The sequence below is a fragment of the Amycolatopsis sp. NPDC004747 genome (genome assembly GCF_053601335.1).
This window is the reverse complement of the sequence record NZ_JBSGBQ010000035.1, coordinates 36908-51517: the sequence shown is the minus strand read 5'-3', so window position 1 is coordinate 51517 and position 14610 is coordinate 36908. Positions and strand designations below refer to the sequence as shown.

Below are 14610 nucleotides of genomic sequence, written 5' to 3'. Positions count from 1 at the left end.
GGCCGGTCATTTGAGACCGCCCGCGGTGAGGCCGGCGATGATGCGGCGCTGGAAGACGAGCACGAGCACGACGAGCGGCACGGTGACGACGACACCGGCCGCCATCTGCGTACCGAAGGGCTGGTCGAAGCTGTACGCGCCGGTGAAGCGGGAGATCGCCACGGTCGCGGTCTGCATCGACTTGTCGTTCACCATCGACAGCGCGATGATGAACTCGTTCCACGCGGTCACGAACGTGATGATCGCCGTGGTGAACACCCCGGGCGCGGCCAGCGGCAGGATGACCCGGCGGAACGCACCGAGCCGGGTGCAGCCGTCGATCATGGCCGCTTCCTCGAGTTCGCCGGGCATCTGCCGGAAGAACGCGTTGAGGTTCCACACCGCCAGCGGCAGGGCGAGTGCCATGCTCGGCACGATCATCGACTGGTAGGTGTTGATCCAGTTGATGTCGGTGAACAGCTTGAGCAGGGGCACGACCAGCGAGATGCCCGGGAACATCGACGTGGCGATGATGATCGCGGCGGCCGCGTTCTTGAACCGGAACCGCAGCCGCGCCAGGCAGTAGGCCGCCGACAGCCCGATGAGCAGGGTGAGGACCGTGGCGACCCCGGCCACCACGAGGCTGTTGAGCAACGCCCGGCCGAACCCGACGTCCACCCCGAACACGGCCGTGAAGTTGGCCACGGACACCGGAACCGGGAAGGGCGTCAGCGAGAACTGGTCGGTCGGCCGCCGCAGCGCGGAGACGACCATCCAGTAGAACGGGGCCAGGCAGTAGGCGAGGATGACCACCAAGCCGGCGTAGCGGAACACGGCGCGGTACTTCATACCGGAACCACCTCGGGAACGGGGTCGTGGGCCGGCGCGGGAGCGGGCCGGCGGCGTCCTCGGCGGGTCCGGTCGCGCGCCTCGCCGATGACGTCGGCGCCGAGCAGTTTCACGAACACGAGCGCGACGGCGGCCACGTATAGGAACAGCACGGTGGCGTAGGCAGCCGCTGGGCCGAACCTGAGGTTGCTGGCCTCGTCCCAGGCCAGCATCGTCAGCGTCTCCACCGACTCCTTGCGGTTGCCGACGAGGACGAACGGCAGGTCGAACATCCGCAGCGAGTCCAGGACGCGGAACAGCACCGCCACCGCGAGGATCGGCCGGATCAGCGGCAGGGTGATCGACCGGAACTGCCGCACCGCTCCGGCGCCGTCCACCCGCGCGGCCTCGTAGACCTCGCGCGGGATCACCTGCAGGCCGGCGAGCACCAGAAGCCCGATGAACGGCGCCGTTTTCCACGTGTCGGCGATGATCACGGCGAACTTCGCCTGCCAGCCTTCGGTGGTCCAGAGCACCTGGTGGCCGATGATCGCGTTCGCGACCCCGTCGGCCTGGAAGATCCACCGCCACAGGATCGCCGAGACCGCCGTGGGAATGGCCCACGGCACCAGGATGCTCGCCCGCACCACGCCACGCCAGCGCAGCGCCTGGTGCATGACCAGCGCCATGGCCACGCCGATGACCACCTCGAGGGTGACGGTGACGCCGGTGAACAGCGTCGTGTTGCCGAAGGCGTTCCAGAACCGGGCCGCCGCGGGACCACCGAAGATGCCGGTGTAGTTGTCCAGACCGGCGAACCGGTCGCCCTGAACGACGAAACCGTCGGCGTCGACGGCCTGCCCCGACTGGTAGAGCGACTCCCGCAGGGCCGAAACCAGCGGGTAGCCGACGGCCAGGGCGAGCACCACGAAAGTCGGCGACAGCAGCAGGGCGGCGAGCCGTCCGGCTTCGCTCACCGCCCTGCCCCGCCGCACGGGCGTTGCCGTGCTCACTTGAGCAGGCCCCCGAGCTGGGTCTGCAGCTCCTTCAGCGCGGCCGCGCTGTCCTTGGTGCCGGAGATGGCGGCGTAGGCGGCTTCCTGGATAGCCGTCGTCACGTCCCCGTACCGGACGGCTTTCGGCCGCGGCTTCGCGCCGAGGATCGAAGCCTTCAACGTCGGCAGGTACGGGAACTGCTTGAGCAGCTCCGGGTCGTCGTAGAGCTTGGTCCGGGTGGGCGCCTGCGAGGTGGCCAGCAGGTTGGACCGTTCCGCCTGCTCGGTGGTGAAGAACTTGATGAAGTCCAGCGCCGTCGCCTTGTGCTCGGCGAACGCCGAGATGGCGAAGTTGTGCCCGCCCAGGCTGGAGACACCCGGACCGGCCGCCCCGGGCAGCGGCGCGACGTCGAACTTGCCCGCCACCGTCGAGGATCCGTCGGTCTTGTTCGCCAGCGCCCACTGGTACGGCCACTGCCGCTGGAAGACCAGCTCGCCGGCCTGGAAGGCCCGCCGGCCCTCTTCTTCCTTGTAGGTGATCGCCTTCTGGGGGATGACACCGGACTTGAAGCCCTGCACGAGCCGGTCGAGACCGGCTTTGGCCTGCGGCGTGTCCACGGCGGGCTTGCCGGAGTCGTCGACGATCGTTCCGCCGGCCGAGTGCACGGCCTCGTCGAAGTTGACGGTCAGGCCCTCGTACTTCTCGAACTGCCCGGTGTAACAGCCCGCGTTCGCCGCCTCGGGCAGCGCCTTGACCTTCTGGCACGCGGCGGTCAGCTCGTCCCAGGTCTTCGGCGGCGCGACCCCGGCCTTGGCCAGCAAGTCCTTGCGGTAGTAGAGAAGCCCGCCGTCGGAGTACACCGGGACGGCGTACAGCTTGTCCCGGTACTCCGCGGTCTGCACCGCAGGCTTCAGGAAGTTGTCCAGGTCGAACTGGTCACGCGGGAGCTCGACCACCCAGCGGTTGGCGGCGAACTCGGGCGTCCACACGACGTCGAGGTTGAGCACGGTGTAGGCGGTGGACTTCACCTGGGCGTTCTGCACCAGCTGCTGCCGCTGGGCGTCCGCCGACTCCGGCAGCTCGACGATCCGCACCTGCTCGCCGGGATGGCCGGAATTCCACTCCGCCACCAGCTTCTGCATGTTGTTGGAGGTGTCCTTGCCGGTGACGAAGGTGATGTCACCCCGTCCGTCCAGTGCCGGCGCCGCATTGCCGGTGGCCCCCGCCCCGCTGCCGCTTCCCCCGCCGCAGGCGGCGGCGAGTGCCCCCACCGCCGCCACCGCCGCCACCCGCAGTGCGGTCGCTCCTGGTCCAGCCATGCTCGTTGTCTCCCATCACCATTGATGTTCACAAACCCAGCGGGGCGCTGCCCCGGACCACGATCTGCCCGGGCAGCAGGACACCGGCTTCGGCTTCCGCGGCGCCGGGCTCGGCGTCCAGCAGGCCGACCAACGTCGTCGCGATCTCGGCGGTCGGCTGGCGAACCGTGGTCAGGCCGTTTTCCACCGACGTCGCCAGCAACGAGTCGTCGAAGCCCGTCACCCAGACGTCGTGGCCGGGCCGCGACCCGCGGCGGCGCACCTCGCCCAGCACCCCGACGGCCAGCAGGTCGGTCGCGGCGACGATCGCCGTCGGCGGCTCCCGGTCGTCCAGCAACTCCGCGGCCGCTCGCGCGGCACCCTCCAGGCTGTCGGAGTCCGCGCGGGCTTCCGGTTCCGGCAGGCCGAGTTCCCGGCACCGGGACCGCCAGCCGTCCCGCCGGTCGCTGCCTGCTCCGCCCGCGTCGGGACTGTCCCAGCCGATGAAGCCGATCCGGTCGTGCCCGGCGTGGTGCAGCCGGGTCACCAGCTCGGCGCAGGCCGCGTGGCCGTCCACGTCGACCCACGATCCGGCCTGCCGCCCGTGCCGCGGCCAGGTCCGGCCGAAGGAGGCGAACCGGATGCCGCGACCCGCGAGCCACGGGTGCCGGGGATCCTCCCCGACGGTGTCGGACAGCACGAACGCGTCGACGGCCTGCTGGGCGACGAGGTCGGCGTAGGTCGCGAGCCCGTCCTCGCCCTCGGGCGCGGTGAACAGCAGCAGGTGCCGCCCCGACGCTTCGACGGCCGCGGTGAGGGCGTGCAGGAACGCGTCCATGTACAGGCTGTGCCCCGAGTGGCGGGACAGGCAGTACCCGATCAGCCCCGCCTGGCGGGTGGCCAGGCTGCGCGCCGTCCGGTTCGGCCGGTAGCCCAGTGCCTCGATCGCCTCCCGCACCCTGCTGCGCGTGGCCGGGTCGACGCGTTCGGGCGCGTTGAGGACGTTCGACACGGTCTGGTGGGACACGCCGGCGTGCGCCGCCACCTGCCGCAGCGTCACGTCCTGTCCTCGTCGAACCACTCGCCGTCTCCGCATCTGGTGACACTCGCTCGCGAATGCCGTACTCTCCGTAGTTTGACCGGTCAAATCCGGCCGTAACAGTGACTGATGTCACCAGTTCGTGTCAACCCTGCGGAGGAACCGTGACCGGCTCGAGCACGTCGCTGCACAGTCTCATCACCGTGCTGAACGCTCCCTCCGTCGTGTGCTCCCACCCCGACGGGCACCTGTCCGGCCGCGGGGCGACCGGCTGGTTCAGCCACGACGTCCGCGTGCTCGCGCTCCTGGAGTTCGCGATCGCGGACGTGCCCACCGTCTCCGTCGGGCACGAACTCCAGCGGCCCTCGGCAGCCGTGTTCCACGCCGTCGCGCGCGAGTCGGAGTCCCACTCGCGCGACGCGACGCTGCTGCTGGAGCACCGGCGCCAGGTCCACCCCGCCACCCTCGCCGAACGGCTCACCGTCACCAATTTCGACAGCCGGCGGACCTTGACGATCAGCCTGCGCGTGGCGACCGACTTCGCGGGTATGGACGCGGTCAAGGCCGGCCGGACCCTCGCCGCCGTCCCGCCGGTGGTCGACGACCGGATCCGCTGGCAGGAGGAGCGTGCCTCGGCCGTCCTCCGCACCGAGCCGGCGGGGATCGCCGAGGTCGACGCCGACTCCGTGACCGAGCTGACGTGGCAGCTCGAACTGGGCACGGGCGAATCCTGGCACCTCGACGTCACCGTGGCCGCCACGTTCGGCCCGAGCGAGTTCGACCAGCGGCCCGCGGCCCGTGCTCCACAGTGGACAGTGACACCGGACGTGCCCGCCCCGGTCGCGGAAAGCCTCGAGGACCTGCGGGCGCTGCTGCTGGCGGACCCGGACAGCCCGGACGACGTCTACCTCGCCGCCGGCGCCCCCTGGTACCTGACCCTGTTCGGGCGGGACTCGCTGTGGGCGGCCCGGCTCCTGCTGCCGCTCGGCGGGCACCTGGCCGCGGGCACCCTGCGCACCCTCGCCCGCCGCCAAGGCGTCCGGTACGACCCGCACACCGAAGAACAACCCGGCAAGATCCTCCACGAAGTGCGCGCGGCACCGATCGACACCGGCCAGGTGCGGTTGGGTTCCCGCTACTACGGGACGATCGACGCGACCCCGCTCTGGATCTGCCTGCTGCACGAAGCGTGGCACGCAGGCCTGCCCGCCGAGGAGGTGGAGCGACTGCTCCCCCACCTCCTGGCGGCGATGAGCTGGCTCACCGGAACCGACGCCGACCCCGACGGGGACGGGCTGATCGAGTACCGGCCCTCGCCGGCCGGCGGCCTCACCCACCAGGGGTGGAAGGATTCGCACGACGCCTTCCTGCACGACGACGGCACTCATCCCCGAGCCCCGCTCGCGCTGTGCGAAGCCCAGGGTTACGCCTACGCAGCCGCGCGAGCCGCCGTCGAACTCGGACAGGCCTTCCGGCGGCCGGAGGTGGCGGAGTGGGCCGGCTGGGCGCACCGGCTCGAACAGCGCTTCCGAGCGACCTTCTGGACCGAGGACGCATCGGGCAGGTACCCCGCCATCGCTCTCGACGCGGAGAAGAACCCGGTCCACGGCGCGACCTCGAACATGGCGCACCTCCTCGGCACCGGACTGCTCACCGGCGAAGAAGCGGCGCTCGTCGCACACCGGCTCGGCCACCCCGACCTGACGACCCGCTTCGGGCTGCGCACCCTGAGCTCGGCCAGCCCGCTCTACAACCCGTTCAGCTACCACCGGGGATCGATCTGGCCCCACGACACGGCCATCGCCATGACGGGCCTGGCCGCGGAAGGACACCACGACCAGGCCGGCCGGCTGGCGGAGGCCGTCCTGCGCACGGCCGGACACTTCCGCGGTCACGTTCCCGAACTGTTCGCCCTGCTCGACGATTCCGGCGCCCCCCTGGCCTACCCGGCGGCCTGCAGGCCCCAAGCGTGGTCGGCGGCCGCGGTCGTCCGGGCCGAGCAGTACCTCCGCACCCGGTGAACGTCCACCTGGGAGGGCCGGGGATCCCGGGTCAGGCGGACCACTGGCAGTGCAGGTGGGTGTCGTGCCCGGCGTCGCCGGGGCCGAGGACGAGGCTTGCCCCGTTGTTGCGACAGCTCTGCATGACGTCGCGGTAATACGCATTCCCGGAGTCGACGGTGACGCCGTTGATCACGGAAATGTCGAAGGCCCGGCCGTCGTAGTGGGCCGACCCGGCGGTGTGCGATCCGCCGGCGATCTCGCTGATCGACAGCCGGTACGCCGAACCGACGAAGTAGAGGCCCTTGAGCATGGATTCCTTGAGGCACACCGAACCGCCCGGCGCGGTGCCGTAGCTGCTGCGCTGCGCGGCCAGGCCGGAAGCAGCCTGGTTGATCTCCTTGAGCGCGGTGGCGTTGTCGGTGACTCCGCTTTCGTGGAAGTTCGCGAAGGTCGTGCGCCCCTGGTTGATGACCGACAGTGCGGTGGCCGACGGACACTCCCCGGCCGACGCCACCCCTGGCGCTGCCACGGCCTGGGTCGCGCACAGGCCGGCCGCGACCACCGCGGCGGACACCAGGTGCAACACTGCGTTCTTGAACGAGCGAGTCATGCGTTCTCCCGGAAATTACAGGTAACAGCCCGAAGAGCCGAGGATGGGTGTGGTGTCCACGGTCAGTCCCGAGGCGGGACCGACGACGATCGTGGCGCTGCTGCGGGTGATGGCGCTTTCGCAGGCGGCGGCGCTGGATCCGGTGTAGTAGCCGATCCAGACGTCGACGCGGCGCTTGCCGCCGGACCAGTCGCTCTGGCACGCGCCGCAGAGGTCTTCCATGACGAAGTACTTCTTGAGGTACGGGATGTAGACCCGGGTTCCGGCGCTGAGCCAGCGCGGGTCGGACGCCAGGGTGACGGGGTTGTCGTAGGTGCCGGTCCCGTTGGCCGTGCCGTGTCTCGGTGCCGAGCCGGGGTAGGCGATCGCGCCGCCCGGCGGATCGTTGTCGCCGGCGGCGAACCCGGTCACCGTGGCGGTGTAGTCGGCGGCCGCCGCGACGCCGGTCGTCGGCGACACGAAGGCAACGGTGAGCAAGGACAGGATTGCCGTGATTCTCGTTCGCACGAGCACAGCCTGAGCGAAACACGATAGCCGGACAACAGGAGATTCCTTCACGAACCGCACGGCTGTTTACGCCGGCGTAAAGCCCGCTTCGCCGGGCAGGTCGATTCCCGGGTACAAGAGCGGGTTCTTCGCCATGTAGGCGTAGTGCGCCGGGTTGTTCTCCGCCACGCGCCGCCGGTACCGCTCGCGGTAGAGACCGAGCACGGTCGGCGCCAGGGCGGCCACCGCCGGGTCGTCGCGCCACGACAGCGCATAGCGGGACACCGGGCCGCCGAGGAGCCGGCGCGACACGATGCCGGGCTCGCAGCGGTAGCTCGGCGGCCCGATGTCGACCGCCGTGCTGAACGCGTGGATGCCGGCCATGTGCACGCTGTCGTCGACGTCGTGGACCAGACGCGGCCGCACCGGGGAAAGATCGGCGAAGATCCGGACCATCAGTTCGCGCTGGTCGTCGATCGGCGTCAGCCAGTCGTACCGGCACAGCTCTTCCCAGGTGACCACCGGCTGCCCCGCGAGGGGGTGGTGCGCGCCGAAGATGGCCCACACCGGATCGCGGACGATGTCCGCCGAGCCGAACCCGGTCAGGTCCAGCCGGGGCCGGACCCGCGGGCCGTACCAGGTTTCCCAGACCAGGAAGTCCACGGCGCCGCGGCGCAGGTCGGCGAACCCGTCCGCGCAGGCGCGGTAGTAGCGCAGGCGCCAGGGGACGTCACCGGCCACCGCACTGAGCAACGGCACCATGTCTTCGTGCACGGCGCGGTAGGTGCCGACGGTGTAGCTCTCCGGCCGGTCGGCGGCCGCCGGTGCCGCCAGCCGCCGGTGCGCCGAGGCCCAGACCGCGTCGATCTCGAGAACGGCGGCGAGTGTCGTGTCGCCGGCCGCCGTCAGCGCCACCGACTTCGAATCGCGGTCGAGCAGCTGGGCGCCGAGGGACCGCTCGAGCCGCCGGATGCGCTGCGACACCGACGAAACCGACATCCGCAGCCGGGTGGCGGCGCGGGTGAACGACAGCTCCTCCGCCACCGCGCGGAACACGAGCAGGTTGATCCAGTCCAGTTCGGCGGCGCTGCTCCCGAGCCGCGTCACGGGGCGTACAGGTCCGCGTCCGGCGTGCCCCGATCGACGTCGCGGAGGTAGTAGCCGGTCGTGGGACGGCTGTGGAAGTCGAACGTCGAGCCGGGGCGCAGGCGCCAGATCTTGAACCCGCGGTAGGTGAGCGGTTCGCCGGGCACGGCCCGCTCGGGCCGGTGGTCGGCCAGGACGACGTAGGCGTCCTGGCCGTACAGGGTGGCCAGGCCGGTGCGGTCGAGGAAGAGGGAGCCGCCTTCTTCGACACCGACACCCCACGCGGCACCGCCGGAGGTGAGGCCGTCGTTCACCGCCCGGGCGGTGAAGGCCATCAGCCTGCCCATCCGGTCACGGGTGACGAAGTGCGAGTCGTTGATCGTGTCGCCGTAGTCCGGCCACGCGAACATGCCCGTGGTGAAGGTGATGTCCGAGGAGTAGGGATCGTCGAGCGCGGTCCGGCTGTCGACACTGGCGCCGCATCCGTTGTAGACGATCGAGCTGTTGATGTGCGTCCCGGCGCTCCCCCCGCCCGCACCGCCGCCCTTGGCGACCACGGACCGGACGGAGGCTTGCAGGGCGGTGCCTTTCCAAGCGGCGTAACGGCATTGGTCACCGCCGGCGAAGTAGACGAACTCGGCGTTGCGGATGTCGGCGTTGACCCGGCTGTCGTCACCGTCGGCGGCCCGGGTGAGCACCCAGGTGGTGCAGGAGTTCACCCCGGCCAGCCGGATGACGGCATCGCATTCGGGGGTGCGGCTGCCGCTCGCCGGGGTGGAACCGGCGAGGACCACGACGTCGAGGGTGCCGCTGCCGCCGCGGATGGTGTCGACGGCTCTGCGCATGCTCGCGTCGACGACCGCGCCGGAGCCGTTCATCGTGAACGCCGGGCCCGACCAGTCCGGCCGGGTGACGTCGGTCGAGCTGCCGGCGCGGAACCGCGTGACCGAAGCTTGCGCGACGGCGGTCCCGGAGACGGCCAGCAGCATGCAGGCGGCCAAGACGGTGAGGCGACGACCCATGTGCCCTCCCAGGTCCGGTGAAGAAATAAATATTACATCTAGCCTCATGTTGACGGAAGATGTAAGTTGCGTTTCACCTTCGACCGGCCATCACCGGACACCGCCCCACTCCTCGGGAAGGCTCGACCGTGCTCGTGAAACCTCCTGCCCACCCCGGCCCGCTCGCCGCCGTGGCCGCCGCCTGCCTCGTGACCACCCTGACCGGCTGCAGCCCGTCCTCCACCGCAGCGCCCGCCCAGCAGACCGTCGCCGTCGCCGGGGTGACCATCAGCGCGGCCGCGGACCTGCACGACGCGCTCCCGGCCGCGATCCGCGACACCGGGACCATCCGGGTGGCCTCGGACGTCCCCTACGCGCCCTTCGAGATGTTCGTCAAGGAGGGACAGCCGGAGCTGACCGGCCTCGACTACGACCTCGGCCAGGCCCTCGGCGGCAAACTCGGAGTCAAGTTTGCCTTCACGCCGCAGAAGTTCGACGGGATCGTCCCGGCGATCCAGGCCGGCAAGTACGACGTCGTCATGTCGGCCATCACCGACACGAAGAAGCGGCAGCAGGTCCTCGACTTCGTCGACTACTCGGTCTCCGGCTCGGGCATCCTCGTCGCGAAGGGCAATCCGCAGAAGATCGGCTCCCTGGGTGACCTGTGCGGCAAGGCCGTCGCGGTCCAGGTCGCGACCCACCAGCTCGACCTGCTGACCGCGCAGCAGGCGAAGTGTCCCGCGCCGATCTCGATCCAGACGTTCCCGAAGGACTCCGACGCCCAGCTGGCCCTCCGCTCGGGTAAGGTGGCCGCGGAGGTCCTGACCAAGCCGGCCGCCGGCTGGACGGCCAAAACGGCCGACGGCGGTTCGGCGTTCGAGTCGGTCCAGGACCCCGCCGCCGACGGCGGTTACGACGCGACACCCAACGGGATCGGGGTGTCCAAGCGGCTGCCCGAGCTGACCGACGCGATCCAGAAGGCGCTTCAGGCGTTGATCGACGACGGCACGCTCAAGAAGATCTGCGCGGCCTACGGCGTCGAGTCCATCGCCGTGCCGAAGGCGACCCGCAACGCCGGGGCGGCCTGAGATGACCGTCCACACCGAACCGGAGGCGACGACCGGCCGGACACCGCCGGCCGAGCTGACCACCGTCCCCTTGCGACACTGGGGCCGGCTGGTCTCCGCGGCGATCGCGCTCACCGCCCTGATCGGACTGATCGGCTCCCTGGCGAAGAACCCGAACGTGCACTGGGACATCGTCGGGCAGTACCTCTTCGACGGCCTGGTCTTCCGCGGGCTCGCCACCACGCTCTGGCTCACCGCCGCCGCGATGGCGCTCGGCCTGGCGCTGGGCACGGTGATCGCCGTGCTCCGGCTGTCGCACAACCCCGTGCTGAGCAGCCTCGGCAGTCTCTTCGTCTGGTTCTTCCGCGGCACGCCGCTGCTGGTCCAGATCATCTTCTGGCGCTACGCCGGCGCGCTCTACCAGCGCATCATGATCGGCATCCCGTTCACCCACGTGACGTTCTTGAGCGTGGACACCAACTCCGTGCTGACCCCGGCCGTCGCCGCGCTCCTCGCGCTCGGGCTGAACGAAGCGGCCTACTGCAGCGAAATCGTGCGGGCGGGCATCCAGTCCGTCGACGTCGGCCAGGCCGAGGCCGCACACTCCCTGGGCATGCCACCGGGCCTGACCCTGCGGCGGATCGTGCTGCCCCAGGCGATGCGCGTGATCATCCCGCCGATGGGCAACGAAGTGATCAACATGCTGAAGATGACGGCCCTGGTCTCGATCATCTCCGCCCACGACCTGATGTCGAACATCCAGGACGTCTACGCCCAGAACTACCAGGTCATCCCGATGCTGGTGGTGGCGGGCGCGTGGTACCTGGCGCTGGTCACCCTGCTGGCCGGGCCGCAGTCGTGGCTGGAACGGCGGTTCGGCCGCGGCACCACGACCGCCGGACCGGGCCCCGCGGCCCGGCTGTTCGCCGGCGGGCTGTCCCGCCGGCTCTCGCGAAAGGAAGACCGATGAGCCCGGCCATGGTCAGCGCCCACGGGGTGCGCAAGCGGTTCGGCCGGCTCGAGGTGCTGCGCGGGATCGACCTGGAGGTCGAAGCCGGGCAGGTGTGCTGCCTGCTGGGCCCGTCCGGCTCCGGCAAGTCGACGCTACTGCGCTGCATGAACCACCTCGAGAAGATCGACGGCGGGCACCTGTCGATCGACGGCGGGTTCGTCGGCTACCGGCAGCAGGGGACGAAGCTGCTGGAGCTGACCGAGCGGGAGGTCGCCCGCCGCCGCCGCGAGATCGGCATGGTGTTCCAGCGGTTCAACCTCTTCGGGCACCTCACCGCCGAAGAGAACGTCATGGAGGCCCCGGTCCGCATCGGCGGCCTGACGAAGGCCGCCGCGCGCGAGCGCGCCCGGGAACTGCTCGACCGGGTCGGCTTGGCCGACCGGGCCGGTCACTACCCGGCCCAGCTCTCCGGTGGCCAGCAGCAGCGGGTGGCCATCGCCCGCGCGCTGGCCATGCGGCCCAAGCTGATGTTGTTCGACGAACCGACCTCGGCGCTCGACCCCGAGCTGGTCGGCGACGTCCTGGACGTCATGCGCGGACTGGCGGCCGGCGGGATGACGATGGTCGTCGTGACCCACGAGATCGGCTTCGCGCGGGAGGTCGCCGACAAGGCCGTGTTCATGGACGAGGGCGTCGTGGTCGAGGAGGGTGATCCGCGGCAGGTGCTGGTCCGGCCGAGCCACGCACGGACCCGCGAGTTCCTGGCGAAGGTCCTGTGAGCCTGCGGACCGACCTGGCGCACCCGCTCCGGCGCGCCGCGGTCGAAAGCCTACCCGGCTACCTGAGCGAACTCGCCGGGCTCGTCGCGTTGGACTCCGGCTCGGACGACCCCGACGGCGTGAACGCGGTGGCCTCCCGGGTGACGCACCTGCTGCGGCAGCAGGGGTTCGCGGTCGAGCGGGTGCCGCTGGACGGGCGGGGCGACGCGGTGATCGGCCGGCTGGCCGGCCGGACACCCCGGCCCCGCGGCGGACGGCGCATCCTGCTCGCCGGGCACCTGGATACCGTCTTCGACCGCGGCACCGCCGCCGCCCGTCCGTTCGCCACCGACGGCAGGCGTGCCTACGGACCGGGCGTCAGCGACGACAAGGGCGGGCTGCTCGCCGGGCTGACCGCCACGAAGCTGCTGCTCGGCACGGGTTTCCGGGACTTCGCCGAGCTGGTCTTCCTGGCCACCCCGGACGAAGAGGCCGGCTCGCCCATGAGCCGGCCGGTCACCGAGGCACTGGCCGGAACCGCGGACCTGGCCCTGGCGCTGGAGTGCGCCCGCGAGAACGGCGACCTGGTCATCGCCCGCAAGGGCGTCGCCGACTTCCACATCCGCATCACCGGACGGGCCGCCCACGCCGGGATCGAGCCGGAGCGCGGGGCCAACGCCGCGCTGGCGGCGGCGAACCTCGTGCTCGAACTCCAGGCGCTGAACGGGCGGCGGCCGGGCGTGACGGTCAACGTCGGCACGATCCGGGCCGGTACCCGGACGAACATCGTCTCCGCCGAAGCGTGCCTCGAGCTCGAGGTGCGCTCGCCGACCCGGGACGGCATGGAGTGGGCCGCGAAGAGCATCCACGAACACGCCGGGCACCTCGCCGTCGAAGGCACCGCCGCCGTGGTCACCCAGCTCGACGACTGCCCGGTCATGGAAGACGGCCCCGGCGCCCGAATGCTGCTCGCCCGTGCCCGCGCCATCGGCGACCAACTCGGCTTCGCCGTCGACGCGGCCGCGACGGGTGGGGTGGGGGACGCCAACTTCATCGCCGGTCAGGGCGTGCCCGTCCTCGACGGGCTCGGTCCCGTCGGCGGTGCGGACCACACCCCCGGCGAGTGGCTCGACGTCACCTCCGTGCCGGACCGCGTCGCCCTGCTCGCCACGCTCATCGCCACCTGCGGCACCCTCGATGCCCGGAAGGACCTCTGATGCCCGGACGCCCGGCTCGCGCCATCATCGTCACCATCCTGCTCGTGCTTTCCTCGTGGACGTCCGCGCACGCGACGACGGCCGCGCGAGGGTCCTTGGTGCTCGTCGGCGGCGCGCTCGCCGAAGACAACGACGCCGTCTTCGACGAGATCATCGCGAGAGCGGGCGGCTCCCGGGCCCGGATCGGGATCATCACCGCAGCCTCCCTCCCGGCCAGCCAGGACCCCGACGCCGACGACCCCGAGAAGTGCTCCAACTCCGTGTGCAACGGCGCGTACTACGCCGGGCTGTTCACCCAGCACGGTGCCGCCGCGGAGTGGATCCCGGTCGACCTGGACCACGTGGCCGCGGCGGAATCCGACGCGGTCGCCGCGCAGGTCCGGGGTATGAGCGGCTTCTTCTTCGGCGGCGGCGACCAGTACCGGTACGTGACGACGCTGCTGCGCGGGGACCGGCACACCGACAGCTTGGTGCTGGCCGCCATCCGGGCGAAGTTCCGCGCGGGCGCGGTGATCTCGGGATCCAGTGCGGGCGCCCAGATCGCGTCCGGCCCCGACATGGTCACCGGCGGCGACTCCTACGAGGGCCTGCGCGACGGCAGCAGGCCCGGCTACTTCGCCGACCCCTCCGTGCTCGGTTACCTCCCGGCCGGCGGGTTCGGCCTGCTCACGTCCGGCCTGCTCGACACCCACACCGGCGTCGAGGGCCGCGAAGGCCGGTCCCTGCGGCTGGCCGCCGACACGGGGCACGACCGGGTCTACGCCCTCGACGAAAACACGGCCGTGGTGGTCGACCGCCCCGGCAGCCCGGCCGAAACGCTCCGGGTGCTCGGCGAACACGGCGTGACGGTCCTCGACCTGCGCCACGGCCAGGCGACCACCGGGAGTTGCGGCTGGTCCGTCCACGACGTCCGGTACGACTACCTCACCGACGGTGCCCGGTACCTCCCGGCGGCCCGGCTGGCCGTTCCGCCGGCCGGTGCCCGGCCCGCCACGCCGGTGGACCGGTCCCCGGTCCCGGAGAACGACGACGTCTTCCATTCGCCGCGGAACGCGGCCGGCGCGCCCTATTCGCTCCTGCGCACCGCGGCCGCCCTGGCGGGCAGTGCGGTCGCCCGCACGACGACCGCGCACACCTTCGAGACCGCGCCGCGGTTCGACGTCCGGCTCCGGAAGACCGCGGCCACCCGGACGTGGACGAAGCCCGCGGTCCCGGGCAGTGTCCTGGGCTTGCGGCTCGACGTCGGGCCGACGGCGTGCACGGCACCCGTCCGTTAGGTTGTCGGCGGGGC

14 protein-coding genes are annotated in these 14610 nt (G+C 71.2%); 6 read left to right on the top strand and 8 right to left on the bottom strand.

Annotated elements, in window-relative coordinates; translation table 11 throughout:
- Positions 1-6: 6 nt before the first annotated feature.
- The 4 genes from ACWEGE_RS38500 to ACWEGE_RS38485 are packed head-to-tail and all read right to left on the bottom strand — an operon-like array spanning position 7 to position 4160.
- Positions 7-828 carry a carbohydrate ABC transporter permease gene (locus ACWEGE_RS38500; RefSeq protein ID WP_449665412.1) on the bottom strand — a complete coding sequence of 274 codons (822 nt, stop codon included), beginning with the start codon at positions 826-828 and terminating at the stop codon, positions 7-9.
- Complete coding sequence (locus ACWEGE_RS38495; RefSeq protein WP_449665411.1) at positions 825-1784, bottom strand: carbohydrate ABC transporter permease; 960 nt, start codon at positions 1782-1784, stop codon at positions 825-827. The genes ACWEGE_RS38500 and ACWEGE_RS38495 overlap by 4 nt, the downstream gene beginning before the upstream one ends.
- Positions 1785-1816: 32 nt before the next feature.
- The gene (locus ACWEGE_RS38490; protein WP_449665410.1) at positions 1817-3121 is read right to left on the bottom strand and encodes an ABC transporter substrate-binding protein; all 1305 of its coding nucleotides are present in this window, start codon (positions 3119-3121) and stop codon (positions 1817-1819) included.
- Between the two features lie 28 nt (positions 3122-3149).
- Positions 3150-4160, bottom strand: a complete 1011-nt coding sequence (locus tag ACWEGE_RS38485) for a LacI family DNA-binding transcriptional regulator (RefSeq protein ID WP_449665409.1) — start codon at positions 4158-4160, stop codon at positions 3150-3152.
- Positions 4161-4303: 143 nt separating this feature from the next.
- On the opposite strand from ACWEGE_RS38485, the gene ACWEGE_RS38480 reads away from it, so the two are divergent.
- Complete coding sequence (locus ACWEGE_RS38480) at positions 4304-6160, top strand: glycogen debranching N-terminal domain-containing protein (protein WP_449665408.1); 1857 nt, start codon at positions 4304-4306, stop codon at positions 6158-6160.
- A 31-nt stretch (positions 6161-6191) separates the two neighbouring features.
- Here ACWEGE_RS38480 and ACWEGE_RS38475 read toward each other — a convergent pair whose 3' ends face one another.
- From ACWEGE_RS38475 to ACWEGE_RS38460, 4 genes are all read right to left on the bottom strand, one after another.
- Entirely contained in the window at positions 6192-6752 is a 561-nt protein-coding gene (locus ACWEGE_RS38475) for a hypothetical protein (protein WP_449665407.1), read from the bottom strand.
- Between the two features lie 15 nt (positions 6753-6767).
- Positions 6768-7259 (bottom strand): RlpA-like double-psi beta-barrel domain-containing protein, encoded by a 492-nt coding sequence (locus ACWEGE_RS38470; RefSeq protein WP_354918673.1) that lies wholly within the window; start codon positions 7257-7259, stop codon positions 6768-6770.
- Between the two features lie 66 nt (positions 7260-7325).
- Positions 7326-8345 carry a LysR family transcriptional regulator gene (locus tag ACWEGE_RS38465; RefSeq protein ID WP_449665406.1) on the bottom strand — a complete coding sequence of 340 codons (1020 nt, stop codon included), beginning with the start codon at positions 8343-8345 and terminating at the stop codon, positions 7326-7328.
- Positions 8342-9346, bottom strand: coding sequence for a hypothetical protein (locus tag ACWEGE_RS38460; protein ID WP_449665405.1), 1005 nt, complete (start codon positions 9344-9346; stop codon positions 8342-8344). Before ACWEGE_RS38460 ends, ACWEGE_RS38465 begins: the two co-directional genes overlap by 4 nt.
- Before the next feature lie 128 nt (positions 9347-9474).
- Between ACWEGE_RS38460 and ACWEGE_RS38455 the strand changes: the two genes are divergently transcribed.
- The 5 genes from ACWEGE_RS38455 to ACWEGE_RS38435 are packed head-to-tail and all read left to right on the top strand — an operon-like array spanning position 9475 to position 14596.
- The gene (locus ACWEGE_RS38455) at positions 9475-10413 is read left to right on the top strand and encodes an ABC transporter substrate-binding protein (protein ID WP_449665404.1); all 939 of its coding nucleotides are present in this window, start codon (positions 9475-9477) and stop codon (positions 10411-10413) included.
- 1 nt (position 10414) lies between these two features.
- Positions 10415-11362, top strand: coding sequence for an amino acid ABC transporter permease (locus ACWEGE_RS38450; RefSeq protein WP_449665403.1), 948 nt, complete (start codon positions 10415-10417; stop codon positions 11360-11362).
- Positions 11359-12123, top strand: coding sequence for an amino acid ABC transporter ATP-binding protein (locus tag ACWEGE_RS38445; protein ID WP_449665402.1), 765 nt, complete (start codon positions 11359-11361; stop codon positions 12121-12123). Before ACWEGE_RS38450 ends, ACWEGE_RS38445 begins: the two co-directional genes overlap by 4 nt.
- On the top strand, positions 12120-13319 hold the full coding sequence (locus tag ACWEGE_RS38440) for a M20 family metallopeptidase (RefSeq protein ID WP_449665401.1): 1200 nt from the start codon (positions 12120-12122) through the stop codon (positions 13317-13319). Before ACWEGE_RS38445 ends, ACWEGE_RS38440 begins: the two co-directional genes overlap by 4 nt.
- Entirely contained in the window at positions 13319-14596 is a 1278-nt protein-coding gene (locus ACWEGE_RS38435) for a cyanophycinase (RefSeq protein ID WP_449665400.1), read from the top strand. Before ACWEGE_RS38440 ends, ACWEGE_RS38435 begins: the two co-directional genes overlap by 1 nt.
- Positions 14597-14610 lie beyond the last annotated feature (14 nt).

Excerpts from the sequence above, each read along its gene's own strand:
- ACWEGE_RS38490 (WP_449665410.1), bottom strand. The coding sequence starts at position 3,121 with ATGGCTGGACCAGGAGCGACCGCACTGCGGGTGGCGGCGGTGGCGGCG.
- ACWEGE_RS38500 (WP_449665412.1), bottom strand. The coding sequence starts at position 828 with ATGAAGTACCGCGCCGTGTTCCGCTACGCCGGCTTGGTGGTCATCCTC.
- ACWEGE_RS38445 (WP_449665402.1), top strand. The coding sequence starts at position 11,359 with ATGAGCCCGGCCATGGTCAGCGCCCACGGGGTGCGCAAGCGGTTCGGC.
- ACWEGE_RS38460 (WP_449665405.1), bottom strand. The coding sequence starts at position 9,346 with ATGGGTCGTCGCCTCACCGTCTTGGCCGCCTGCATGCTGCTGGCCGTC.
- ACWEGE_RS38435 (WP_449665400.1), top strand. The coding sequence starts at position 13,319 with ATGCCCGGACGCCCGGCTCGCGCCATCATCGTCACCATCCTGCTCGTG.
- ACWEGE_RS38450 (WP_449665403.1), top strand. The coding sequence starts at position 10,415 with ATGACCGTCCACACCGAACCGGAGGCGACGACCGGCCGGACACCGCCG.
- ACWEGE_RS38475 (WP_449665407.1), bottom strand. The coding sequence starts at position 6,752 with ATGACTCGCTCGTTCAAGAACGCAGTGTTGCACCTGGTGTCCGCCGCG.